Consider the following 25,541-nt stretch of genomic DNA (forward strand, 5'->3'; position numbering starts at 1 on the left):
TCGCTTTGCGGCACCGCCAGTCCGACAAGCTGCATGCGGTTTCCGCGCGAGGCCTCTTCGGTGAACAACGAGCGGCGGCCGACGAACTCGGTCTGGCGTTTGGCGCGCGGGCCGTCGACACCGAGGTCGTGTGGCAGCGTGGTGCCGTCAGTGTCCTTGCCGATGACGATGAAACCTTTCTCTGCACGCAGGATCATCAGCGCTTCGAGGCCGATGACGACGGCGTCGAACGCCTGGCCCGCCTGGCGCAGTCGCGCCCATAACGGTTCGGCGCGATCGGCCCGGATCGAAATCTCGTAGCTCCTGTCACCGGTGAAACTGACGCGGGCGATGCGGACCTCATCACTGGCATAGGTGCCGTGGCCGATTGCCATATGCGGCAGGTCGGCGTCGTCGAGCGAGAGGCCGAGGCCAAGCGTTTCGAGCAGTTTTCGGGAGTTTGGCCCCGAGACGGTCAGCGTCGCCATGTCTGATGTGGCGTTGTGGATGTAGACGGCGTTGCGGCCAAAACGGTCCTGGCGCCATTCCTCCAGCCGCGCATGCACGGCAGCGACATGCGAGGACGAGCACGACACGACGAAGCGATGTTCGTCGAGCCGCACCAGAACGCCGTCGTCGAAGACCGCACCATTCTCCGACAGCATGAAGCCATAGCGGCAGCGGCCCGGCTTCAGCGTCGACATGGTGTTATAGTAGAGGAAATCGACGAACGCCGCCGCCTGCGGTCCAATCACCTCGATCTTGCCGAGGGTCGAGCCATCGAACAGCGCGACCGACTCGCGTGCGCGCCGCGCCTCGTCCGCGATCGAACGCTCCGCGTCCGCGTTGCCGCCATAGTGGACCGGGCGCAGCCAGCCGCCATATTCCTGGAAGACGGCGCCGCTGGCGCGGTGCACGTTTTCGAGCGGCAGCCGGCGCACCGGGGCCATCAATTCGCCGACGCGCGCGCCGGCAAAGCTTGCCAGCGGCACCGGCGTGAACGGCGGGCGGTAGGTGGTGGTGCCGACCTCCGGCACCGTGCGGCCGGTGATTCCGGCCATCAGCGCCAGGCCGGGCAGATTGGAGGTCTTGCCCTGGTCGGTCGCCATGCCAAGCGTCGTGTAGCGCTTCAGATGTTCGACCGAGACGAAGTTTTCGCGTGCGGCCAGCTCGACGTCCTTCACCGTCACGTCGTTCTGGTAGTCGATCCAGATGCGTCCCTTCGAGCCCGGCATTGGCCATGCCGCCAGATTGCCGCCTGTCGCCTCTGGTCCAGTGCTGCGCGGTGGGGCAGACTGTGTCTGGCCGAGCGATGCCACGGCGGTGCCGGCGCCAGCAAACACCTCCGACAAGGAAACCGCGCCGGCGGCGGCACCAGCCGCGGCGATGCCGTCGACCGGATCGCCCGGCAGGAAGGCCGCGCGCGCCTCGCTCCAGGCGAGCTTGCCCTTGGCCTGGCCGAAGAGATGAATCGTCGGCGTCCAGCCGCCGGAGACCAGCACGCAATCGGCATCCAACCTTGTGCCGTCGTCGAGCGTCACACCGTCGACGCGCAGCTTGCCGCTGGCGGATACGAGAGAACGCCCTTTGACCAGCCGGACATTGGCCGGCGCGGCAGGCGTGCCGTCGCGCCGGATGTCAACAAGCGTGACTTCGGCGCCGGCCTCGGCAAGCGCCCCGGCCACCTCATAGGCGCTGTCATTGTTGGTGGCGACGGCGATGCGGCGGCCGACAAGCACGGCGTGGCGCCTGAGATAGGCGAGTGCCGCATCCGCCGACATGATGCCCGGCAGATCATTGTTGGCGAAGGGCAGCGGCCGCTCGATAGCGCCGGTCGCCAACACGATCCGGCGCGGCCTAACGCGCCACAGAGTATCCGGCCGGGCGTCGAAATGGCGCTGGTTCAGCCCGACCAGATTGTGGTCGTAAATGCCGAAGGCAGTGGTCGAAGGCAGGATCAGCTGGCCGGCCGAAGCAAGCTCCGCAACCGTCTCCGCAATCCAGACGGCCGCCGATTTCCCGTCGATCTCACCGGCGCGGTGGCTGAGTGATCCGCCTGGTTTCGGCTGGTCGTCGACCAGCAGGACGGTCAGACCCGCACCAGACGCCAGTCTTGCCGCCGCCAGCCCGGCTGGTCCCGCGCCCACCACCAGCACGTCGCAATGATGGTTGATCTGGTCGGCTGTGCCCGGCGAGGTCCAGTCCGCATCGACCTTGCCCAGTCCCGCCATGGCGCGGATGCGCGGCTCGAACCTGTGCCAGTCCGGCCACATGAAGGTCTTGTAGTAGAACGCCGCCGGAATAAAGCGCGCGAAACGGTCGAGGAAGGCGTTGCGGTCGGCCAGCGCGCTGGGCGTGGCGTTGACGCTTCTCGCCACCAGCCCGTCGCGCGCCGGCTCGGTCGTGGCGCGTGTGTTCGGCGTTGCCGGCACACTACCGCCGAGATCGACCAGCGCGTTCGGTTCCTCGACGCCGGCGCCCCAGATGCCGCGCGGCCGGTGGTATTTGAAACTGCGGCCGACGACCGCGGCATCACCCGCCAGCAATGCGGAGGCGATGGTGTCGCCGACAAAAGCGTCCACGGTGGTGCCGTCGAAGCTGAAGCGGATCGGGCGCGAGCGGTCGATGGCGCTGCCGCCGGTGGCAAGACGCGAGGCGGTCACGCGACGTGCTCCCCACCGAGAGCGGCCGAGGACAGCACCTTGTGGCTGACAGTGTCGCGCTCCATGACGAAGAACTCGCCGCAGTTCATGTGGACCCAGATTTCGCGCGCCGTGCCCTTCGGATTGGTGCGCAGATAGAGATAGTCAGCCCAGCGCTCGATCGGCACGTCAGTGCCATCCGGCCTGATGTTGCCGGCATCGCCGCCATAGTGGAATTCGGTCTCGTCGCGGGGGCCGCAAAACGGGCAAGGGAAAAGCTGCATGATTGCCTCTAATGCGCGATGCCGGAGCCGGCCGCTTCGTCGATCAGCCGCCCGCTGGCGAAGCGATCGAGGTCGAACGGACGGCTGATGTCGTTGTGCTTGCCTGATGCCAGCAGGTTTGCCAGCAGCGTGCCGCCGGCGGGAATGGCCTTGAAGCCGCCCGTGCCCCAGCCACAATTGAGGAACAGGCCGGGCAGTGGCGATTCGCCGATGATCGGCGAAGAATCCGGCACGACGTCGACAATGCCGGCCCATTGCCGCATCAGCTTGAGCTGGCCGAAGATCGGGAACATCTCCAGCAGGCCGGCAATCACCCCCTCCAGCGTCGGCAGATTGCCGCGCTGGGCATAGGAGGGAATGCGGTCGAGGCCGCCGCCGATGACGATCTCGCCCTTGTCCGACTGGCTGACATAGACGCCGCAGCCCGGCGACAGCACGACCGTGTCGAGGATCGGCTTGACCGGTTCGGAAACGCAGGCTTGCAGCGCATAGGAATTGATCGGCAGCCGGAAGCCGGCCTTGGCCGCCAGCACCGAGGAATGCCCGGCCACCGCCATGCCGATACGCTCGGCACGGATCACGCCACGCGAAGTCTGGACGCCGCGACAGCGGCCGCCCTCGATGATGAAATCGGTGATCTCGCAGTTCTGGATGATGTCGACGCCGAGCCGGCTCGCCGCCCGCGCATAGCCCCAGGCGACGGCGTCATGGCGCGCCGTTCCCGCCCTGCCTTGCCAGATGCCGCCGAACACCGGGAAGCGCGCGTCCGGCGAAAAATTATAGATAGGCGCCACCCGGCGCACATCGTCAGGTGAAAATAGTTCCGCATCGATGCCGTTGATCTGCATGGCGTTGACGGTGCGCGCGCCGATCTCCATTTCGGCGGTCGAGTGGCAGAGATTGACCATGCCGCGCTGCGACAGCATGACGTTGTAGTTCAGGTCTTTCGACAATCCCTCATAGAGCCGGTGCGCCAGACCGTAGAGCTCGACGCTTTCCGGATAATAGTAGTTGGAGCGCACCACGGTGGTGTTGCGGCCGGTGTTGCCGCCGCCGATCCAGCCTTTTTCCAGCACGGCGACCCTGGCGATGTTGTGATTCTTGGCCAGGTAGTAGGCGGTCGCCAGGCCATGGCCGCCGCCGCCGATGACGATCGCGTCATAGGATGACTTCGGTTCTGGCGAACGCCAGGCCGGCTGCCAGCCGGTCTGGTCGGCCAGGCCCTCCTTGAACAGCGACAGGGCGGAGTAGCGTCGGGTCATGGCGTGCCGGACAGGCCTGATTTCGAGGGAGAACCGTGGATCATCGCATGGTCTTCCGCACCGACGTCATCGGTTCGATCGGTCATGCCCGCATCGCCTTGCCCACTGGATCGTATGGCGACGAAGCGATGACGCGCGTACCTCTTTCGACGCCGACGATGTGGGTTGTCAACTGCGTATCGATATCGGCCGCTTCGCGGTCGACCAGCGCCATGGCGAGGCTCTTGCCGACCGTATGGCCATAGCCGCCGGAGGTGACGAAGCCGGCAAGCCTGCCTCTGTTCCAGACCGGCTCGTAGCCACTGGCATCGGCGTCCGCCGCGCCGATTTCGAGCGTCACCAGCGTGCGCCTCGATGGAGCCTTCTGCTCCTTCCGGGCCGCCTCACGGCCGATGAAATCGCCCTTGTCGAAGGCAATCCAGCGGTCCATGCCGGTCTCATCAGGCGTGTAATCCTGCGTGAACTCGCGCGACCAGATGCCAAAACTCTTTTCGAGCCGCAGCGAATTGACCGCGCCGAAGCCGTATTCGGTGACGCCCAGATCCTTGCCTGCCGTCAGCAGCGCGCGGCGCAGCGCCGCGTGTTCATTGGCCTGGCAATGGATCTCGTAGCCGAGTTCACCGATGACCGACAGTCGCCCGACCTTTGCCCGCACCAGCCCGACATCCAGCGTCCTGCAGGCAAGAAAGCCAAAGGCCTGGTGCGAAACGTCCTGATGTGTGAGGCGCTCAAGCAGAATTCGCGCATTGGGACCGGCTAGCGAGAAACCGACGACGGCGTCGGAAATGTCGCGGACGGTGACGCCGTCGCCGAGATGCTGTTCGAACCAGCGCATATGCCACTGGCGCAGATAATAGGACCCCATGATCCACCAGGAGCCATCGCCCCAGTTGAAGACGGTGAGGTCGCCCTTGAGCTTGCCGTTTTCACCCAGCATCGGCGCGAGTTTGGCACGGCCCGGCTTGGGCAGCGCACAGGCAAGCAGCCGGTCGAGCCAGGCTTCCGCCTGCGGCCCGGTGATCTCGTAGCGCGAGAAGGCGGATATATCGAGCAGGCCGACACCTTCGCGCACTTTGCGGCATTCCTGCGCGACGATGTCGAAGGCGTTGGAACGCCTCAGCGTTGGTGTCTCGACGAAGCCCTGCGGCGCGAAATAGAGCGGCACTTCCATGCCCCATGAATTGCCCCAGCGCGCGCCGGCGGCATCCATTGCGTCATGCGCCCCGGCTGTCTTCAAGGGCCGTCCCGCCGGCAACTGCTCGTTGGGATAGCTCATGACGAAGCGGCGCGAATAGAACTGCCCGGTGGTCTGCTTGATGTATTCGCGGTTGGAGGCGAAATCGCCATAGCGGGCGATGTCCATGCCGTAGACATCGGCTTCCGGCTCGCCATGGATCATCCATTCGGCAAGCGACTTGCCGACGCCGCCGCCTTGCAGGAAACCGGCCATGACGCCGCACGCCACCCAGTAGTTGGGAACGCCGCGCACCGGGCCGACCAGCGGATTGCCGTCCGGCGAGAAGGTGAAGGCGCCGTTCACCCAGCGCTTGATGCCGGCATTCTCCAGGCAGGGGTAACGGCTGAAGCCGAGCGCCAGTTCGTCGGCTATGCGGTCGGTGTCTTCCTGGATCAGCTCGATGCCGTAGTCCCACGGCGCGCCGTCCATGTTCCAGTGCTTGTGGTTGATCTCGTATATGCCGAGCAGCAGGCCCTTCTGCTCCTGGCGCATGTAAGTGAAGCCTTCGAGATCGACGATCAGCGGCAATTCCTTGTCCAGCGCCTGGATTTCGGGCAGCGCCTCGGTGACGAGGTAATGGTGCTCCATCGGCGATACAGGCAGGTCGATGCCGGCCATCCGCCCGACCTGCTTGGCCCACAGCCCGCCGGCATTGACGACATGCTCGGCAATCACCGTGCCCTTCTCGGTGACCACGTCCCAGGAGCCGTCCGCGCGGCGGTTGAGTGCCAGCACGCGGTTGTGCTCGATGATGTCGGCGCCGCGCAGCCTGGCTGCCTTGGCATAGGCGTGCACGACGCCCGAGGGATCGATATGGCCTTCGCGCGCGGCATAAAGCCCACCCAGCATGCCGTCGGTGTTGAGGATCGGGCAGCGCTGCTTGATCTCATCGACGCCGACCAGATGGACATCGTCGATGCCCATGGTCTGGAAGATGCGGTAGGAGGCCTTCAGCCATTCCCAGCGTTCCGGCGCCGAGGCGACGGAGATGCCGCCGGTCATGTGCATGCCGATGCTCTGGCCCGATTCCTTCTCGACTTCGGAGAGCAGGTCGATCGTATAGGCCTGCAGGGCGGCGATGTTGGGATCGGCGTTCAGCGCATGGAAGCCGCCGGCCGCATGCCAGCTCGACCCTGCGGTCAGCACCTCGCGTTCGATCAGCGCGACGTCGCTCCAGCCGAGCTTCGCCAGATGATAGAGCACCGAGGCTCCAACCACGCCGCCGCCGATGACGATCGCCCTATATTGGGATTTCATCCTGTCGCACTCCACCCAGTCAGTGTGGCGCACCCTACCGGTATTGTACATGTGTGTCTAGATCTTGACAGACGACGGAATGAACGGCCCATGACGCCGCTCTGCGCCGATGCGGCAGAGAGCTTCTCTGCTTCTGTCGGCAGAAACCGTGCTTGCTATTGGCTGATGCGCTAAGCGAAATCGTCAGGCCGCGGCGGCCGGGCGGGCCGTACTATCGGTTGCGTGAAAGCGTCTTCTCGACATAGCGCGAGAAGTCCTCGACATCCTCCGCCGGAGGCTCCTGGCCGGTGAAGCTGCGCAGATAACCGGCGACGTGAGGAAGGCGGCTGCTCATCGGCTCGTTGAGCTCAAGCGAGTAATAGCCGATCTGCATGAAATACAGCACGCGGGCGCGCACGAAGGCGTCCTCTTCCTCATAGCCATGGCGCGTGAACATGTCGCGAATGGCGTTGACGCGTTCCTCGTCGGCCTCGTCGAGCGCGCGCCGGATGGCGGGCGAGCGGCGGGCCCAGGCCCTGATCGCGAAATCCAGCTGCGGATCGAACAGCCTTTCGTCCACCCAGCATTCGAAAATGCTCATCACCCCGCGGATGACGGTCGCGGAAGGCCGCCTGGCCCGTTCGACGATGAATTTGGTGTTGGTCTGCCGCCAGTAATCCAGCAACTGGTCGAGGAGGTCCTGCCGGCTTTTGAAATACCAGTAGAAGCTGGAGCGCGACACATCGAGCTTCTGGCCAAGCGTCAGCACGCGGACGCGTTCGACACCGTCTGAGATCAACGTTTCAAGCGCAAGCTTTAGCCAGTCTTCGCGAGTGGCCTTGATGTTGCCGGTGGCGCCGGCGCGCTGAATCGTCGTTTCGAGAGCTGCCATCGGCACGACGCATGACACGCTGCCTCAGGCAAATCAAGGCTATGGACATAAGTGTACAGGGTAAATCGACCGAAGCTGGGCGATGCGTCATGGATGTTGGCCGCATCGAGGGCTCGATGAGGCGTTGTCGTCACCCCGCCATCCGCGCGGCGCAAGCAGGGGGATTTTTGTCGCGGCTGCTGGCTCACTGTTTGCTTTCCCGCGACGCAATTGTCTGGCAAATACCAGTTCAGACAGATGCCCGCGCGGCCAACAAGCAGGAACACACGATATGACGCTGTTTCGAAAGAACCTCATCGATGGCGAGTGGGTCGGCGACGCCGGTTCGCGCAACATCAACCCCTCGGATACCGGCGACGTCGTCGGCGACTATGCCTCGGCGGGTGTCGAACAGGCCCAGCAGGCGATCGCCGCGGCCAAGGCAGCGTTCCCGGCTTGGTCCCATTCCGGTCCGCTGGCGCGTCACGCGGTGTTGAAAAAGGCCTCCGACGAGATTCTGGCGCGCAAGGACGAGATCGGCCGCAATCTGGCGCGAGAGGAAGGCAAGACGCTGGCAGAAGGCATCGGCGAGACCATTCGCGCCGCCCAGATATTCGACTTCTTTGCCGGCGAAACGTTGCGTTTGACCGGAGAGGTCGTGCCGAGCGTGCGGCCGGGCGTCGGCGTCGAGATGACGCGCGAGGCGGTCGGCGTCGTCGGCATCATCACGCCGTGGAATTTTCCCATCGCCATTCCGGCGTGGAAGATTGCGCCGGCGCTGACCCACGGCAACACCGTCGTCTTCAAGCCGGCCGAGCTGGTTCCCGAGAGCGCCTGGACCATCGTCGACATCCTGCATCGCGCCGGCCTGCCAAAGGGCGTGCTCAATCTCGTCATGGGCAAGGGTTCGGTCGTCGGTCAGGCGATGCTCGACAGTCCCGATGTCAACGCCATCAGCTTCACCGGCTCGGTCGGCACCGGCAAACGCGTCGCTGCGGCAAGCATCGAACACATGCGCAAGTTCCAGCTTGAAATGGGCGGCAAGAACCCTCTGGTCGTGCTCGACGATGCCGACCTTGCGATCGCCGTCGATTGCGCGCTCAATGGCGCCTTCTTCTCGACCGGCCAGCGCTGCACCGCCTCATCCAGGCTGATCGTGACCGAGGCCATCCATGACCGTTTCGTCGATGCCCTCAAGGATCGCATGAGCAAACTGGTCATCGGCGATGCGCTCGACGCGCAGACCCAGATCGGCCCGGTCGTCGACGCGACGCAGCTGAAGCAGGACGAGGACTATATCGCCATCGGCGTCAGGGAAGGTGCCACGCTCGCCTTCGGCGGCGAGCGGCTCGACCGCAAGACGCCGGGCTTCTACCTGCAGCCGGCACTGCTGACCGAGGCCACCAACGCCATGCGCAGTTCGCGCGAGGAGATCTTTGGGCCTGTCGCCAGCGTCATCCGCGTCAAGGACTATGACGAGGCGCTTTCCGTCGCCAACGACACGCCCTTCGGCTTGACGTCGGGCATCTGCACCTCGAGCCTCAAGCACGCCACCCACTTCAAGCGCAATTCGGAGGCCGGCATGGTGATGGTCAACCTGCCGACGGCGGGTGTCGATTTCCATGTCCCCTTCGGCGGCCGCAAGGGTTCGAGCTATGGCCCGCGCGAGCAGGGCCGCTATGCGGCGGAGTTCTACACCACGGTGAAGACGGCCTATACATTCGCAGGCTGATCGGCCACTGGCGGATCATGCCGGGCTGATCGGCCGTCGAGTATGCCGGCAACTCGCCATGCACATCTGGATTGGAGCGGCGCGAAGGGATGACAGTGCAGAACCTGACCTGGCTTAACCCGCCGCCGCACCATTCTATCGACGGCGACAGCGTTCGTGTGCGCACCGGCAAGGAGACCGATTTCTGGCGCGAGACCTTCTACGGCTTCTGGCGCGACAACGGCCACTTCCTGCACCGGCCGGTCGAGGGCGATTTCAGCGCCGAAGTCACGGTCAAAGGCGACTACCAGGTCCTCTATGATCAGGCCGGGCTGATGATCCGGCTCAGCGAAACGCACTGGATCAAGGCCGGTATCGAGTACACCGACGGCCTTGCCTATTTCTCCGTCGTCGTCACCAACGACACGTCGGACTGGTCGCTGGTCGCCATTCATGCCGGTCCGGACGGCGTCAGGATTCGGTTGACCCGTCACGCCGAGACGATCCGTGTCCAGTACCTCGATGCTTCCGACGGCCACTGGAAGCCTGTGCGGCTCGCCTGCTTTCCGATCTCCAGGACGGTTGATGTCGGCATGATGTGCTGTTCGCCGCAGCGCGAGGGTTTCGAGGTCACGTTCTCCGATTTCTCCGTCGGTCCGCCAATATCGCGGGAATTGCACGATTGACGCTTTCGGTTATCCATCCAGGCTAGGAGTTGCCGATGGCCAAGTTGCGATGGGACCGCGTGAAAAGAGCCGTCTATCCCAAGGCGCTGAGGTTTCTCGGCGTTCCGCCCGTGCTGTGGTCCCAGGGCATCGGGCATTTCTGCGATTTCGCCGGGCCACCCTGGTACCGCTGCGCACCAACTGCATCGACACAGAGCGAGGCATTTTTCCGCCAACACTTTAGCGGTGCGCACGGCATCGTCTGGCTGCGCCTGAGCACCTTGTCCAGGGATGCTCAAACCTGCGACCTCGACACGTTCGTCAGGATCGTGCTGCCGACGATCACGGCACCGTTCACGCTGCTGACGACCGATGGGGATGCTTCGGTGCCGTCGGATCTGGCGAAGGGCACCGTGGACCAGCTTCTCGCCAACCCTTTCCTAGTCTCCTGGTACAGCCAGAATTGTGATGGCACTCATCCAAGGATCAAGCCTTTTCCGATTGGGCTCGATCTTCACACACCTCGGTCCCTTACCACGCCGGCAGCGCTTGTGAGGCAACTGGAAATCATACGCGCCCGGCAGGATCATGTGGGCCGCCGCCCGCCGAGGCTGTTCTCTGATTTCAGCATCAGCAATGGCTCGAGACAGCGCCGGGAACTGCTTGATGCCTTGGGCGGATGTCCGCATGTCGATTTCCTGACGAAACGCGTCTCGCAGCGCTCGATCTGGCAACTGTACTCACAATACCCGCTTGTGCTGTCCACCGAAGGCAACGGCCTGGACTGCCATAGGACATGGGAGCTGTTTTATCTCGGCTGCATCGTCGTCACCAAGACCTCGCCGCTCGACTCGCTCTACCACGGCCTGCCGGTCATTGTCGTCGACGACTGGCATGAGGTCAGGGACCCAGATGCGCCGAGACGCTGGATAGAGCAGGTCGCGCATCTGACCGACCGGGACCATGTTTGGGGACGCTTGCATCCGCAAACCTATCTCGAGCCCATTCGGCAAGAACTTCAGCACGCATCCCGATAGGGCCACGAAATTCCGCTTGGACGCTGTGCGAAGCGGGGCTCCTGCAAGCGATGTCGAACGATGCCGCTCCTCCATATCTGGCGGAGGCAGGATCATGCGCCAGCCTCGTCCAGCCCCAGCCCGCCGCGGACTGCATCGCGGATGGCTTCTGGGCCGAACCTTGCCCAAACCGCTTGATGCGCGCGGATGCGCTGCCGTGCTCTGCGGTCCGCATCCAGGCAAAGTCCGACGGCCATCTCGGCAAGCCCTTCATCGGTCTCCGACAGCAGCAGCGCCTCTCCGTCGACCAGATCCAGACCCTCGGCCGCCAAAGGCGTGGCGATCACCGGCACGCCCCACGCCATCGCCTCCAGAATCTTGATGCGGGTGCCGCCGCCTGCCGCAAGCGGGATGATGGTGAGATGCGCCCTCGACAGAAGCGGCGCCATGTCTTCGGGGTCTTCCACGAGCTTCACGCCAGGCAATCCTGCCAGTGCTTGCACGGCCGTTTTAGGATTACGCCCGGCGAGAATTAGTGTCGCGGTCGGCAGGACCCGTCGGATTCGCGGAAGTATGGAGCCGGCTAATCTCTGGACGGCATCGACGTTTGGCGGATAGCCGAGATGGCCGACGAACAGGATCACCGGAAAGCTTTCGTCGGATCCGGGCTCGGCGGGCAACGTTTCGGGACTGTGCCCGGCGTGCGGAATTCCATTTGGAACGACATCGATCGGCGGTCTGTGCCGGGAAAGCGCCATCAGCCGCTCTCGATCCTCGCTCGAGCAGACCCAGACCCTGTCGACAAGGGCAAGCGCCTTTCTCTCGAGACGCCTGATGCCAAGGCCCGCGCTGATCGCCGCCACCGCGGGCCGCTTCGCATCCACGTGCCGCAACTGTCCCGCCAGGTCGGACTCGACATTATGCATGTCGAGAATGAGCTGTTTCGTCAGTGCCCGCAAAGGCCGCAGCAGCTTGAACAGGCCGATACCCTCGATCAGCACCGTGTCCGGACGGAAGTCCCGAACCAGTGTCTCCAGCCGCGTCAAGGCGACGCGTGAGATGCGACGCTCCGCCCTTATGCGCCACCACCCGATCGAGGCGGAGCGGGCCTCTCCCTTGATCGACAAGGCTTCGGTGCGGATCGACGGATCGGTTGTTTCCGTCGCCTGCGGCAGCACAGATACCAGGCAGACCGGGGCGAATTGCGCAGCAGACTCAGCATTGCGATAGGTCCGCAGATCCGCGCCGGAGATCGGCGGAAAGGCCGGATCGTGGGACACAACCAGCACACGTCGCCCGGTTTTCGCGGCGGAGACAACGTCGGGCGGTTGTGCGCTCGAGGGCTTCAAAGCGGACGCTCTGGGCTATGCGCCGGAGGCTTCATTCCAGACGGCATGCGAAACGGCTCCAAAACCACAACAATCGGCTTCGACTTGTTCAGCCGAACGCCGCTTTCGTCAAGCGCCGCATCGTCTGAATGTCAGATGCACCAGCTGCGGCGAGCTGCCGGAATGTCACCATCGCCTGGACCACGCCAACCAGCGGCCAGCCAGACGCTTGCACGATGAGGTGAGCCTTGTCCGCCGATAGGCGTCGCCGGCCATCTTGATGCCATGCGCTTGCGTCGGGAATGGATGGATGACGTCGGCCAGCGCACGCAATCCCATGCCCGATTTGATCGCCAGCGACACCGCATTGATCATCTCGCCGGCATGACTGGCGACGACCGTGGCGCCCAGGATGCGGTCGGACCCTTCCCTGACGTGGATTTTGACGAAACCCTCTTCCTCGCCGTCCATCACCGCACGGGCGACGTCGTGCATCAGCACTGTATAAGTCTTGACCGGGATGCCGTTCTGGCGCGCCTCCGCCGGATAGAGGCCGACATGGGCGATCTCCGGGTCAGTGTAGGTGCACCACGGAATGACCAGCTCGCTCAGTTTCCTGCGTCCGAGAAACAGGGCATTGCGCACGACCATGCGGGCTGTTGCCTCGGCGGTATGGGTGAATTTGTAGGCGAGGCAGACATCGCCCGCCGCATAGATGCGCGGATTTGTGGTGCGGAGATAGTCGTCCACCTTGATGCCGTCGGCATCATATGCCACCCCGGCGTTCTCCAGGTCGAGACCGTCGACATTGGGCGATCTGCCGATGCCGGTGATGATCTCGTCGACGGAAATCGTTGTCGTGATGTCGTCGCACACCAGGTCGGCGAGCTTCTTGCCGCCTTCCGTTCGTACCGCCACCACCTCGGTGTTGAGGCGAACCTCGACCCCTTCGCGCGCCAGCGCGTCCGAAAGGATCTGGGCGGCATCGCGTTCCTCGCCGGGCAGGAACATCGGTTCGCGCTGCGCCTGGATGACCTTCGCGCCCAGCAGGCAGAAGGCCTGCGCCGCCTCGCAACCGAGCGGGCCGCCGCCGATGACCAGAAGCCGCTTCGGGCACTCGGTGAGATCGAACATGGTCTCGTTGCTGAGATAACCGGCCTCGGCAAGCCCCGGGATCGTCGGCAGCCTGGGGCGCGCGCCTGTCGCGATCAGCGCCTTCCTGAAACGCAAGGTTTGTCCGGCTACCACGACAGCGTCCCTCCCGGAAAACCGCGCTTCGCCGAAATAAAGGTCGATGCCTTCGGAAACCAGGCTATCGGCGGCATCGGCACGGCTGATCCGCTGCCGGATCTGCCGCATCCGCGTCATGGCGCGCTGAAAGTTGACGTGAAGACGGTCCGGCGTGTCGCCGCCGAAATTCTCGGCATCGCGCATGTCGGCATAAAGCCTCGCGGTGCGGATGATCGACTTCGACGGGATGCAACCGACATTGACGCAAGTTCCGCCGATCAGGTTGCGCTCGATGAGCGCGACCTTTGCGCCGAGGCCGGCCGCTTCGTAGGCGGCAGTCAGCCCAGCCGGCCCGGCACCGATGACAACGAGGTTGTAGGGCCCGTCCGGCTGCGGGTTCTGCCAGTGCGGCGGATGGGCGCTCGCGATCAGCTCGATGTCGTTGCTGTCGACGGGGAAGGCGGTGGTCCTGGCCCGGTCACGCGACATCGCCGCCACCTGACGCCGGGCTTGCCGACTGAGACAGCCAGCCGCCATTGAATCCGGCCTTGCGCAGGCCGTTGCGGATGTGCTGATTTGACCGCATCAGCCGCCAGATCAACCCTGATCGATGGTTCTCGATCATCATCGCCACGATGCCTTGATCCAGCCCATAGTGGCCTTCCGACACCCAGCCGTGCCGGCCGAATTTCCGCCGGTTCGCCAATGTCGGATTGAAGCCGCTCGGCAGCCGGAAATTGTCGATCACCTCGGGGTAGCGATCACCGAGATGGCGCAGCGCCGCCAGGCAGATCTCCGGGGCGAAAGGCAGTGATGCCGGATAGGACCAAGGCGCGATCGTCCCGTCATCGGGCCCGAACGGAGCGCCGCGCGCGGCATAGCCGGAAAACCGTCGGCGCTGTCGCTCCACGCTGGTGCGAAAGCCGCCTGGGCCGTCGCCCGCCGAAAGTCCCCACAAATTCTCGTCGTAGCCGCTATAGCTGTAAGGGTTGTGGCGCGCATAGTCGCGGTGCAGGTAGGTCGAGCGGCGGCTGTTCTCGAAATAGTCCGAGTTCTTCTCGCGCATGAAGGCGTCGCGGATGCCGTCGAAGTCGATCCAGGCATGCGAGAATTGGTGCATGAACAGCGGACCGCCATACAGCACGTCGTAGCCGTAGATGTTTTCCCACTGATAGGTCGCGGTCCAGCCCTCGTAGCTGTTGTCCGAGGTTGGACTGTCGGGCGAAGCCATCGACAGCACGTAGAGGATCGTCGCTTCGTTGTAGCCCTCCCAGCCATAGTGGAGAAAGCCGCCCTTCGGCTTCCAGCCTTGTCGCAAGGTCGGGCTTGAGCCTTGTGCCCACCGCCAGTCGACGCGCCGGTAGAGCGCCTCCGCCAGTTGCCGGATTTCGAATTCCTCGTCATCGTCACCGGAGAAATAGGCGCCTGCCACCAGCATGCCTGATATCAGCAATGCGGTATCCACCATCGACAGTTCGCAGCGCCAGACGCGCAGGCCGGTCCGCATATCGAGGAAATGGTAGTAGAAACCCTTGTGGCCGGTGACGTCGTCGCCATTGCCTTGCGGGCTGGCCGAGAAGAAACGCAGCGCGGCCAGCGTAAGCTTCGCGGCGGCATCGCGCGCCATCCAGCCGCGCTCGACGCCGATCGGATAGCTGGACAGCGCGAAGCCGACCACAGCGATGCTGGCCGGCGAATTCGGCCGCGACGTGTCGGCGACCAGACCGTTTTCGGGATTCACGTTCTCGATGAAATAGTCGAAGGCGGCGCGCTGATAGCGGTCCAGAAGCTCGTCGTCGGACAGTGCGGCAGGCTCGGCTCTAAGCAAAAGAAGCAAGCTCCCGCCGGATGGCTGCATCCCCTGTCATGATTTCCCACTTAGCTTCGTTGCATCATTGTCGATTCGAAGTCTGGGACTATACGCCCGTGCGCTCCCGTTCGTTGCACCGTCACGCGGAATTGAGATTCGCTCTGCCTCAGTAGGTGGCGCGGCCGCCGGAAACATCGAACACGGCGGCCGTCGTGAACGAACACTCTTCCGAGGCGATCCAGCAGATCAGCGCCGCCACCTCTTCGACCTCGCCAAAGCGCGCCATCGGGATCTTGGACAGCATGAAGTCGATGTGCTCCTGGCTCATCTGCTTGAAGATCGCGGTGCGCACGGCCGCCGGCGTCACACAATTGACCGTCACCTTGGTCTTGGCAAGTTCCTTGCCGAGCGACTTGGTCAGGCCGATCACCGCGGCCTTCGAGGTGCTGTAGGCGGAGGCGTTGGGATTGCCTTCCTTGCCGGCGATCGAGGCGATGTTGACGATGCGGCCATAGTTGCGCTCGAGCATGTGCGGCACGAGCGCCTTGTTGCAGTAGAAGACGCCGTTGATGTTGATGTCGATGACCTTCTGCCAATCCTCGGTCGTATAATTCCAGGTCGTCATGTTGGGGCCGGTGATCGCGGCACTGGTGACCAGGATATCGACACCGCCAAGCGCTTCGAGCGTCCGTGCGGCGGCAGTCTCGACACCTGCGGCGTTGGCAACGTCGACAACCACGCCATGGAGGCCTGGGACAACAGCCTTGGCCTGTTCGATCTGGGCGGGATCGCGATCCCAGACCGAAATCCGTCCGCCCTCTTCGACGATTCTCTGCGTCACCGCCAACCCGATGCCCGATGCGCCGCCGGTGATGACCGCTACCCGATCGCTGAACCGTCCTGCAAAATTCATAGGCATCCGATTTCCCCCGTCACCTGAACCCGATGGACGCTGACGACGCGATCGCTGTACCATCGGCGGCGACTGTGCGGTCACCGCCAGGTAAGTTCAAGCCGGCATGCAGGCCGATCGTCTGGGCCAATCCCGTTACCCGGGATTTCCCTCGAGCTCTCTGCCCAGCGCCTTCACCATCGCCATCAGCGCCGGTCCGATCTCGGCATGCGCGCGGTCCTCGGTGATGATCTCGCCGATGCCGCCGCAGGTGATGGCAACCAGTGGCGAGCCGTCACGCGGACGGAACGGCACGCCGACTGCATGGATGTAGCTGTGCCAGGCGCCGAACGACGTCACATAGCCCTGGCGTGCATATTGGGCGATCGCATCGTCGATCGCCGCCGCGACCATAGCTGTCTTGTCCGGCTCCGCCTCCTGCAAAGCCCGCACAAGGTCGGCGCGATCCTCGGGTGAAAGGGCCGCCGCATAGGCCAACCCCATCGATGTCTTCCAGATCGGCAGGTAGGAGCCCGGATTGAGCCGCAGCGTGACAAGACTCTCCGACCGGCAGTTGGCGAGATAGACCATGTTCAGGCTGTCGCGCGTGCCGAGAGCCACCGCCGCCCCCGTCAAATCGGCCAGCGGCTGCATCAGCGGCCTGGCGACGTGAACGACGGCGCTGGAACTGAGCGCCGAATAGCCCAGCGCCACGGTGGCCGGTCCCAGGCTGTAGCGGCCGAGGTCCTTGTCGTACAGGAGGTAGCCGAGCGCGCTCAGGGTGTAGGTGATGCGCGAAACCGTGGCTTTGGGCAGGCCGGTGCGGGCAATGATGTCCTGGTTGCCGAGCGAGGCATCGCCCGGCCGGAAGGCGCGCAGGATGCCGAGCCCACGCATCAGCGACGATGAAAGCTGCGCGCCTTCGCCTTCAAGCTCCGTCTCGTCCCTGGTCGCTCGCTTGCGCACGCTGCGGGTCTTTCTGGCGTCGTCGTCCGCCTGTCGGGCCGGGGGAGCCGGCGCTGTCGATCAAAAATGAAATTAAATTCCATTTATATTGACAGCGGCTTTCGCGGACTGTCAATATGCTTCCATCGATGGCATGTCCCAGCGCCTTGTGCCATCTTACGAAACCCCTCCTTGTGAAGGTAGCCACGTGTCTCGCTATATTTTGCGCCGGCTTATCGCAATGCCGTTTCTGGTGCTCGGCATCGTCACGATCGCCTTCCTGATCACCACGGTGACCAAGGGCGATCCGCTGACCGCCATTGTCGCCGAACAGCAGATGAGCAACCCGGAAGTGGTGGCCGCCGCCAAGGCGCGTTGGGGTCTCGATCGTCCTTTGCCGGAACGCTATATGATATATCTCGGTAATCTGCTGAGCGGCGATCTTGGCACCTCCTTCATCACCAAGCGCAATGTCGGCACCGACATCCTCTACCGCTTGCCGGCAACGCTTGAACTGGTTTTCGCTGCGATGATCTTCGGCACCACGCTCGGCATCGTGCTTGGTGTGCTGGCCGCCTATTTTCGCAACAGCCTGATCGACCATGGCGCGCGGCTGTTCGCCTTGTTCGGCTCGTCGCTGCCGGTGTTCTGGTCGGGGCTCGGCCTGTTGTTCATCTTCTCGGTCACGCTGAACTGGCTGCCGGGGCCGGGCAGGGTCGATGCCCGCCTGGCATTGCCGCCCGGCATCACCGGTTTCCTCACCATCGACTCGCTGCTGGCCGGCGACTGGACCGTCTTCAAGGACGCCCTCCGGCACCTGCTTCTGCCGGCCTTCGTCCTCGGCTGGACGGTTTCGGGCACCATATCGCGGCTGGTGCGCGCCAACATGCTTGATGTGATGAGCCGCGAGTTCGTGCTCACCGCGCGCGCCAAGGGGGCGAGCGAATTCCGCGTCGTCATCGTTCACGCGTTGCGCAACACCATGGTGCCGACCTTGACCGTCATCGGCTATTCCTTCGCCTATCTGATCACCGGCGCGGTGCTGACCGAAACCATCTTTTCCTGGCCCGGCATGGGCTCCTATGCCGTCGAGGCGGCGCGCGCGCTCGACTTCCCGGCAATCATCGGCGTCACCATCGTCGGCGGCCTTGCCTTCCTGATCACCAACCTCATCACCGACATCCTCTATGTCGTGGCCAATCCGCGTGTGAGGTTGAGCTGATGTCGGCGGTCGCAACCAAATCCCGTTCCGCCGCCGTTCCTGAATGGCTGACCGCGCCATTGGTCATCGGCACGGTCGTCATCCTGTTCTGGCTGTTCATGACCGTCTTCGCCAATCTGGTCGTGCAGTTCGATCCGCTCGAAATGGTGGCGCGCCGCTTGCAGCCGCCGAGCTGGGCGCATTGGCTGGGCACCGACGCACTCGGCCGCGATGTTCTCGCCCGCACCTTGCACGGGGCGGCGCATTCGCTGCCGATCGCGGTTCTGGTCGTCGTTTCGGCCGTCATCATCGGCTCGCTGCTCGGCGCCATTTCCGGCTTCGTCGGCGGCCTGACCGGCGCGGCGATCATGCGGCTTGTCGACGTGACCTTGTCGTTCCCGCCGATGCTGCTAGCCATGGCCGTTGCGGCGTCGCTTGGGCCGGGCCTCGGCAATGCGGCCATCGCCATGGTGCTGGTCTGGTGGCCGGTCTACGCCCGGCTGATGCGGGCGCAGGTGCTTGAGGTGAAGGAGCGCGAGCATGTCGAGGCGGCGATCGCCGCCGGCGCCAGGCCGCGCCGCGTGCTGCTCACACACATATTGCCGCTTTGCTGGACCCCGGTGCTGATCAGCGCGACCATGGATCTCGGCCAGGTCGTGCTGCTTGCCGCGTCGCTCAGCTTCATCGGCCTCGGCGCCACGCCGCCGACGCCCGAATGGGGGTCGATGATCTCCGATGGTGCCGTCCACTTCTACCAATGGTGGATCGCCTTCGGCCCCGGCGTCGCCATCCTCACCATCGTGCTCGGCTTCAACTTCATCGGCGACGGTTTGCGCGACATTCTCGATCCAAGGTCGGACTAGGCGATGAGCGCACAGATATCTTCAGCGCAGTCCGGCGCAGTCGACAAGGCAGGCGAGCGCGCGCCGCTGCTGTCCATACGCGGCCTGCGGGTCGGGTTCCGCAAGGCCGGCAGTCAGTTCGAAGCGGTGCGCGGCATCGACCTCGACGTCGCCAAGGGCGAAGTGGTCGGCATTGTCGGCGAGTCCGGCTCGGGCAAGTCCGTTGGTATGCTCGCCGCGCTCGGCCTCACGTCAAAGAACGCGGTGGTCACCGGCTCGGTCCGCTTCAACGGCGACGAACTGGTCGGCAAACCGGCACACGAGATGCGCAAGATCAGGGGCGCGCGCATCGCCATGATTTTTCAGGACCCGCTGTCCTCGCTAAACCCGGTGATGACCGTCGGCGCCCAGATCGCCGAGGCGGTCAGGCTGCATCAGCGCGTGACCCGCAAACAGGCGATGGCGCGCGCGGTGGAATTGCTCCATCTGGTGGCGATCCCGCAGCCGGAGCGCCGCGTCAACCAGTATCCACACGAATTCTCCGGCGGCATGCGCCAGCGCGCGGTCATCGCCATGGCCGTCGCCAACGATCCAGACCTGTTGATTGCTGACGAGCCGACCACGGCGCTCGATGTCACGGTGCAGGCGCAGATCCTGTCGGTGCTGCGTTCGTTGCAGGAGCGGCTCGGCCTTGGCCTGGTGCTGATCACCCATGATCTCGGCGTCGTCGCCGGCCATGCCGACCGCGTCGCGGTCGTCTATTCCGGCCGCGTCGTCGAACAGGCTGGCGTGTCCGAGCTGTTCGCCGACCCGCGCCATCCCTACACGCGCGGCCTCATCGCCTCGATCCCCAACCTCGAGGAAAGCCGCGAGCGGCTGTTCTCGATCGACGGTTCGCCGCCCGCGCTCGGCCGCTTGCCGGGCGGCTGCGCCTTCCATCCGCGCTGCATCTATGCCGAGGCACGCTGCCGGACCGAGGACCCGCCTTTGCACGATATTGGCGGCCGTCTCTCTGCCTGCCATTTCGCGACGACCTTGCCGCCCTTCCACAGTGCTGTGCTGGCGGCGGCAAGCCTGGACAGTGGAAGCGTGGCCCCATGAGCGCGGCGGAGCAAATTCAAGTCGAAACCAAACCGGCGTCCGCATTGTCGGTTCGCCATCTCGTCAAGGACTTTCCGGTTCGCGGCGGCCTCGCCTTCGACCGCGCCGTTGCCCATGTCCGTGCGGTCGCCGATGTCTCGTTCGACGTAGCGTCAGGCGAAACGCTGGGCCTCGTCGGCGAATCCGGTTGCGGCAAGTCGACCCTCGGGCGCTGCCTGATGCGGCTGATCGAGCCGACCAGCGGCGAAAGCTGGTTCCGTGGCCAGAACCTGCTCGCCCTCAACCACGAAGACATGCGCCTGATGCGGCGCTACATCCAGCTGGTCTTCCAGGACCCCTACGGGTCGCTGCATCCACGCATGCGCATTGCCGACAACATCGCCGAGCCGCTGCGCATGAGCGACATGTCGGCGGCCGACCGCCGCGCGCGCGTCGCCGAACTGCTCGAACTGGTGCGGCTCAATCCCGAGCATGGCAAGCGCTATCCGCACGAACTGTCCGGCGGCCAGCGCCAGCGTGTCGTCATCGCCCGCGCGCTCGCGCTCAATCCGCAAGTGGTGATCCTCGACGAGCCGGTTTCGGCCCTCGACGTTTCGGTGCAGGCCGGCGTGCTCAACCTGCTCAAGGACATCCAGCAATCCTTCGGCACATCCTATCTGTTCATCGCCCATGACCTCTCGGTCGTGCGCCACATCTCACATCAGGTCGCGGTGATGTATCTCGGCAAGATCGTCGAAATTGCGCCGGCGGCCGAACTCTATTCGAGGGCGCTGCATCCCTACACGCAGGCGCTGCTGTCGGCGGTGCCGCTCGCCAATCCCGAGAAGGAGCGCAAGCGCGAGCGCATCGTGCTGACCGGCGATGTGCCGAGCCCGCTCAACCCGCCCTCCGGCTGCCGCTTTCGCACGCGCTGCTTCAAGGCGCAGGCGATCTGCGCAGCCGTCGAACCACCGCTCGATCCGGCTGGCGGTTCGCATCGCGTAGCCTGTCATTTTCCGGAGCCGGTCAACACGTTCAAGATCGTCTGACAGACCTGCCGAATTCATCCGCGAAGGAATTTTGATCGTGACTGAGGACCATTCCGAAAATGCCGGTACGGCAGGACCCGCACGCTTGCCGCTCGAAGGCATCAAGGTTCTCGACCTCTCGCGTGTGCTGGCCGGGCCGTGGGCGACGATGAGCCTTGCCGATCTCGGCGCCGAGGTCTGGAAGATCGAGAACATCGATGGCGGCGACGACACCAGGGCGTGGTCGGTGCCGAGCTACAAGGGTGTCTCGACCTACTATCTCTGCGCCAATCGCGGCAAGCAGAGCATCGCACTCGACATGAAGAGCCCGCAGGGGCTGGCGATCGTGCGCGAGCTGGCGGCCAAGGCCGACATCGTCGTCGAGAATTTCCGCTCCGGCACCGCCGACCGCCTCGGCGTCGGTTTCAAGGAACTCAGCGCCTCAAACCCGCGCCTGATCTACTGCTCGATCTCCGGCTACGGCCAGACCGGGCCCGATGCCGGACGGCCCGGCTATGATTTCGTCATGCAGGCCGAAAGCGGCCTGATGGCCATCACCGGCGAGAGCAATGGCGAGCCTATGCGCGTCGGCGTCGCCATCACCGATATCGTCTGCGGCATGGTCGCGACGCAGTCGATCCTGGCAGCGCTTTTCGAACGCGCGACGACCGGCAAGGGCCAGTTCCTCGACCTGTCGCTGATCGACTGCGCGCTCAGCCTGCTGATCAATGTCGGCAGCGGTTACCTCAACACCGGCCGCGAGGTCGCCCGCTACGGCAATGCGCATCCGACAGTCGTTCCCTACCAGATATTCGAAGCTTCCGACGGCGGCTTCGCGCTGGCCGTCGGCAACGATCGTCAGTTCGCGGCGCTGTGCGAGCAGGTTGTGCACTTGCCACATCTGGCTAGGGATGCGCGCTTCATCAAGGCGGGAGCGCGGGCCACCAACCGCGAGGCGCTGATCCCGCAGCTTGCCGCAGTCTTCAAGACCAAGCCACGTGACCACTGGATGGCCACCTGTGCCGCCGCCAGCGTGCCGGCCGGCACGGTAAAATCGATACCGGAAGTCTTCGACAGTCCCAATGTGCGCGAGCGCGGCCTCGTCCAGACCTTGCCGCATCCGCATCTCGGTTCCGTCGCCATGGTGCGCCCGGCGCAGGGACTTGCCGCGCAATTGGCCGCCGACTTCACCGCGCCGCCGATGCTGGGCCAGGACACAGCTGCCGTGTTGGCCGACGTGCTCGGCTACAGCGCCGAGACCATCGACCAACTGATCGGCTCCGGGGCTGTCAGCGTCTATGCGCCTGCAGCCGAACCGATCCTCGCCTGATTTTCCACGGAACGTGGCAGCCCTCGTCTCGCATTTGCGGGTCGACTGAGTGGTTCTTCACTTCAAGAGCGCGAAGAGCCGTTCCCGGAATTGCTCGGCCGGCTACTTCTGCTGGCCGTAATTCTTGTAGCGCCCGCGAATGGCGGCAATCTCGGTGCCCTCGATCAGCACCGGCGTGCCGGCGCTACGCGCCAAAAGATATTGCCGCGCCAGGGTTTCCAGCTTGATGGTGCGAATGAGTGCCGTGTCGAGATCCCCGCCGAAGGCGATCATGCCATGATTGGCGAGCAGGCAGGCCGATCTGTCCTTGAGCGCGACGACGGCGACCTTCGCCAGTTCGCTTGATGCGAACAGCGCATAGTCCGAACAGCGCACATCATCGCCACCGAAACCCGCCACCATGTAGTGGAACAGCGGCAGTCCTTCGCGTAGGCACGACAGTGCCACGCAATGGTCGGGATGGGCATGCACGACGGCGCCGGCCTCGGGAAACGCCTTGTAGATTTCGGCATGCATTTCCCATTCGCTCGACGGCCGGAATGCACCTTCCCAGGATCCATCGAGCTGCATCGCCACCATCTGCTCCGGCCGCAAGGCGCTCGTGGCTATTCCCGTCGGCGTGATCAGCATGCCGCTTGTCGTACGCACGCTGATGTTGCCGGTGGTGCCGACATTCATCCCGCTGGCGTCCAGCGTTTGCGTCGCGGTGATCAGGCTCGTGCGCTCGATTTCGAGATCCATCACGATGCTCTCCTTGCCGGGGGCCATGTGTCGATTGCCGGCGCAATAGTGCTCGGCCGTGTCATGTCTCGCAAAACGTCGGTGAAGATATCGGGGCCGCCGAGCTTCCCCGATTTCAGCATCAGCGCCAGCGGATCGGATGGCAGGCCGGGGAGGTGGGCGATGGCGCGCGACAGTCCGGGGCCCTCATAGGCCCCCATGGCGATGCGGTCGATGCCCAGCGCCTTGACCACCGAACCGGCGGTCTCGCCGCCGGCGACGACCAGCCGCCGCACACCGAGATCGAGCACAAGAATTTGTGCGATCCCGGCCAGGATCTCTTCCGCCCTTGCCGCCACCACATCGCGGCCGTGCGCCTGCTGCAGCGCTTCGACCGTCGCTTGCGGCGCTGTCGTGGCAATGGCGATCATCGTGCCGGGCAAATGCTGCTGGGCGAAGGCACGCGCTTCGGCCACGACATCGGCGCCGGCAAAGGCGCTGGCAAGGTCGATCGTCAGCAGTGGATTGTCTTGCGCAAAGCGTTCGAGCTGTTCGATGGTGCGGTCGGCGACGCTGCCGGCCAGCACCGCTGCCGGCCCTTCGACGGCCGGCAGGCTGGCGGCAAGGAGATCGCCTGAATTCAGCAGCCCATGCGTGAGCCAGGCCGGTGGCAGATGCGCAGCGACTGAGGAATTGCCGGTCATCAGCGGCAGGTCGAAAGTCGCTTCCGCGATCGCCGCCAGGTCGCGCTCGCGGATCGTGTCGGTGACCAGCAGCGTCTCGCCGCGCGCGCTGTGCTCTCCTATGGCGCTGCGAATGGCCTGAGCGCCGGCATCGACGACGGGATAGGGCACCAGTCCGACCTTGCCCTTGCTCTGCGCCTGCAGCACGCGCACCAGATTTGAATCGGTCATCGGCGTCAGCGGATCGAAGCGCTTGGGCGATTCAGCCAGCAGCTGAGCGCCGCCGAACATATGCCCCTGATAGACGGTGCGGCCGGTCTCACACAGCGCAGGGGCGAACAGCGTGACGCCGCCGCCAAGCCGCTTGAGCAGCGCTTCGGCGCAAGGGCCGATGTTGCCGGCTGGTGTTGAATCGAAGGTGGCGCAGTATTTGAAGAAGATCTGCCGCGCGCCCGCTTCCACCAGCCGGTCCGCTGCCTCCAGCACCTGGCGCACCGCATCGCAGGCCGCGATGACGCGGGTCTTGAGCAGGATCACATGGGCGAGATTGCCTGATGGGATCGGCGCGTCCAGCCCGACCGTGCATCCCGTTGGAATGCCGCGCGCCACCAGCATCGACGCCAGTTCTGTGCCGCCGGTCAGGTCGTCGGCAATGGCGCCGAACAGCAGGGAAGGCATCGACGCGGTCATGCGGCCCGTCTCATGTCTGCCGGTTTCATGTCGGTGGTCAGGCCATTCGTGGTATCATATACACAGGCCACGCGACGCAGGCGACACCTGCGCTGTTGCAAGAACGGAGAGCGGATGTGACTGCTTCTATCGCGCCGATCGCGCGCGACAATCTGACGACGCGTGTCTACGAGGAGCTTCGCCGCGCCATGATGGAAGGCCGTTTCTGGCCGGGCCATCGCTTCAAGATCCGCGACCTTGCCGCCAGCCTTCAGGTTTCTGAGACGCCAGTCCGCGAGGCGCTGATGCAGCTGGTCCGCGAAAAGGGTCTGGAGATGGAGGCGGGCCGCTCGATCACCGTCGCCCAGTTGTCGCTGGCCCAATATCTGGAACTGCGCAGCATCCGGCTGCATCTCGAAGGCATGGCGGGTGCAGCGGCGACGACGCGCATCGAGCCGCGCGAGATCGACCGTCTGGCGGCGGTGCATGAGAAACTGATTGCCAACGAGGACCATGGCCATTGGTTCGAAGCCGTCCGCGACAATTGGGAATTCCACCACTCTATCTACCAGGCGGCGCAAATGCCGGAGCTGCTGGCGATCATCGAGGGCATCTGGCTGCGCAACGGACCGCTGGTGAACTATCAGTACCCGCACGCGCGGCCGACCTATGACGGCCGCCACCGGCATCTCGACATCCTCGACGCGCTGCGCGCCCGCGACGAGAACGGCGTGCGCAAGGGCATTCAGCAGGACATGATCGAAGGCGGCCGCCTGTTGGTCCAGGTTCTCGAACGGCTGAACGACGGTGCGGTCACGCCGGAGGAACTGCGCCGCGCCGCGCAGAACGGCCGACTGGTGTCGGCCGCCGGCTGAACAGT

Annotated in this window: 21 protein-coding genes; 9 read left to right on the forward strand and 12 right to left on the reverse strand. The window is 64.5% G+C overall.

Annotation, left to right across the window (positions count from 1 at the left end; translation table 11 throughout):
- The 5 genes from EN943_RS07165 to EN943_RS07185 all read right to left on the reverse strand — a co-directional run.
- On the reverse strand, positions 1–2,642 hold a 2,642-nt coding region (locus EN943_RS07165), incomplete at its 3' end, for a sarcosine oxidase subunit alpha family protein (protein ID WP_127412071.1).
- Positions 2,639–2,905: a sarcosine oxidase subunit delta gene (locus EN943_RS07170; protein WP_127412072.1), complete on the reverse strand. Its 267-nt coding sequence runs from the start codon at positions 2,903–2,905 to the stop codon at positions 2,639–2,641. The genes EN943_RS07170 and EN943_RS07165, both read right to left, overlap by 4 nt.
- Positions 2,906–2,913: 8 nt before the next feature.
- Entirely contained in the window at positions 2,914–4,167 is a 1,254-nt protein-coding gene (locus EN943_RS07175; protein ID WP_127412073.1) for a sarcosine oxidase subunit beta, read from the reverse strand.
- An 82-nt stretch (positions 4,168–4,249) separates the two neighbouring features.
- Positions 4,250–6,661 (reverse strand): FAD-dependent oxidoreductase, encoded by a 2,412-nt coding sequence (locus EN943_RS07180; protein WP_127412074.1) that lies wholly within the window; start codon positions 6,659–6,661, stop codon positions 4,250–4,252.
- A gap of 211 nt (positions 6,662–6,872) precedes the next feature.
- Positions 6,873–7,532, reverse strand: coding sequence for a TetR/AcrR family transcriptional regulator (locus tag EN943_RS07185; RefSeq protein ID WP_032901429.1), 660 nt, complete (start codon positions 7,530–7,532; stop codon positions 6,873–6,875).
- Between the two features lie 271 nt (positions 7,533–7,803).
- On the opposite strand from EN943_RS07185, the gene EN943_RS07190 reads away from it, so the two are divergent.
- From EN943_RS07190 to EN943_RS07200, 3 genes are all read left to right on the forward strand, one after another.
- Positions 7,804–9,243, forward strand: coding sequence for an aldehyde dehydrogenase family protein (locus tag EN943_RS07190; protein ID WP_127412076.1), 1,440 nt, complete (start codon positions 7,804–7,806; stop codon positions 9,241–9,243).
- An 89-nt stretch (positions 9,244–9,332) separates the two neighbouring features.
- Positions 9,333–9,908, forward strand: a complete 576-nt coding sequence (locus tag EN943_RS07195; protein ID WP_127412077.1) for a DUF1349 domain-containing protein — start codon at positions 9,333–9,335, stop codon at positions 9,906–9,908.
- A 35-nt stretch (positions 9,909–9,943) separates the two neighbouring features.
- Positions 9,944–10,924: a hypothetical protein gene (locus tag EN943_RS07200; protein ID WP_127412078.1), complete on the forward strand. Its 981-nt coding sequence runs from the start codon at positions 9,944–9,946 to the stop codon at positions 10,922–10,924.
- Positions 10,925–11,016: 92 nt separating this feature from the next.
- Here the strand turns inward: EN943_RS07200 and EN943_RS07205 are convergent, their stop codons facing one another.
- From EN943_RS07205 to EN943_RS07225, 5 genes are all read right to left on the reverse strand, one after another.
- The gene (locus EN943_RS07205; protein ID WP_245475625.1) at positions 11,017–12,192 is read right to left on the reverse strand and encodes a glycosyltransferase family 4 protein; all 1,176 of its coding nucleotides are present in this window, start codon (positions 12,190–12,192) and stop codon (positions 11,017–11,019) included.
- Between the two features lie 225 nt (positions 12,193–12,417).
- Complete coding sequence (locus EN943_RS07210; protein ID WP_127412080.1) at positions 12,418–13,950, reverse strand: mercuric reductase; 1,533 nt, start codon at positions 13,948–13,950, stop codon at positions 12,418–12,420.
- Complete coding sequence (locus EN943_RS07215; RefSeq protein ID WP_127412101.1) at positions 13,940–15,289, reverse strand: glucoamylase family protein; 1,350 nt, start codon at positions 15,287–15,289, stop codon at positions 13,940–13,942. The genes EN943_RS07210 and EN943_RS07215 overlap by 11 nt, the downstream gene beginning before the upstream one ends.
- Positions 15,290–15,437: 148 nt before the next feature.
- Entirely contained in the window at positions 15,438–16,190 is a 753-nt protein-coding gene (locus tag EN943_RS07220; protein WP_127412081.1) for an SDR family NAD(P)-dependent oxidoreductase, read from the reverse strand.
- Between the two features lie 129 nt (positions 16,191–16,319).
- Positions 16,320–17,129, reverse strand: coding sequence for an IclR family transcriptional regulator (locus EN943_RS07225; RefSeq protein WP_127412082.1), 810 nt, complete (start codon positions 17,127–17,129; stop codon positions 16,320–16,322).
- 187 nt (positions 17,130–17,316) lie between these two features.
- Between EN943_RS07225 and EN943_RS07230 the strand changes: the two genes are divergently transcribed.
- Genes EN943_RS07230 through EN943_RS07250 form a run of 5 tightly spaced genes read left to right on the forward strand, consistent with a single transcriptional unit; the run spans position 17,317 to position 22,589 of the window.
- Complete coding sequence (locus tag EN943_RS07230; RefSeq protein WP_127412083.1) at positions 17,317–18,330, forward strand: ABC transporter permease; 1,014 nt, start codon at positions 17,317–17,319, stop codon at positions 18,328–18,330.
- Positions 18,330–19,172 (forward strand): ABC transporter permease, encoded by an 843-nt coding sequence (locus EN943_RS07235; RefSeq protein WP_127412084.1) that lies wholly within the window; start codon positions 18,330–18,332, stop codon positions 19,170–19,172. Before EN943_RS07230 ends, EN943_RS07235 begins: the two co-directional genes overlap by 1 nt.
- Positions 19,173–19,175: 3 nt before the next feature.
- Positions 19,176–20,252: an ABC transporter ATP-binding protein gene (locus EN943_RS07240; RefSeq protein ID WP_127412085.1), complete on the forward strand. Its 1,077-nt coding sequence runs from the start codon at positions 19,176–19,178 to the stop codon at positions 20,250–20,252.
- Positions 20,249–21,280, forward strand: a complete 1,032-nt coding sequence (locus tag EN943_RS07245; protein ID WP_127412086.1) for a dipeptide ABC transporter ATP-binding protein — start codon at positions 20,249–20,251, stop codon at positions 21,278–21,280. The genes EN943_RS07240 and EN943_RS07245 overlap by 4 nt, the downstream gene beginning before the upstream one ends.
- A 37-nt stretch (positions 21,281–21,317) precedes the next feature.
- Positions 21,318–22,589, forward strand: coding sequence for a CaiB/BaiF CoA-transferase family protein (locus EN943_RS07250; protein ID WP_127412087.1), 1,272 nt, complete (start codon positions 21,318–21,320; stop codon positions 22,587–22,589).
- Between the two features lie 102 nt (positions 22,590–22,691).
- Here EN943_RS07250 and EN943_RS07255 read toward each other — a convergent pair whose 3' ends face one another.
- Together EN943_RS07255 and otnK are read right to left on the reverse strand one after the other, a co-directional pair.
- Positions 22,692–23,330, reverse strand: coding sequence for a class II aldolase/adducin family protein (locus EN943_RS07255; protein ID WP_127412102.1), 639 nt, complete (start codon positions 23,328–23,330; stop codon positions 22,692–22,694).
- Positions 23,330–24,682, reverse strand: coding sequence for a 3-oxo-tetronate kinase (gene otnK, locus EN943_RS07260; protein ID WP_127412088.1), 1,353 nt, complete (start codon positions 24,680–24,682; stop codon positions 23,330–23,332). Before otnK ends, EN943_RS07255 begins: the two co-directional genes overlap by 1 nt.
- A gap of 116 nt (positions 24,683–24,798) precedes the next feature.
- Here otnK and EN943_RS07265 point away from each other — a divergent pair, with 116 nt between their 5' ends.
- Positions 24,799–25,536, forward strand: coding sequence for a GntR family transcriptional regulator (locus tag EN943_RS07265; RefSeq protein ID WP_127412089.1), 738 nt, complete (start codon positions 24,799–24,801; stop codon positions 25,534–25,536).
- The last annotated feature ends 5 nt before the right edge of the window (positions 25,537–25,541 follow it).

Origin of the sequence: Mesorhizobium sp. M7A.F.Ca.US.006.01.1.1 (assembly GCF_003997935.1) — a bacterium.
Taxonomy (GTDB): Bacteria; Pseudomonadota; Alphaproteobacteria; order Rhizobiales; family Rhizobiaceae; genus Mesorhizobium.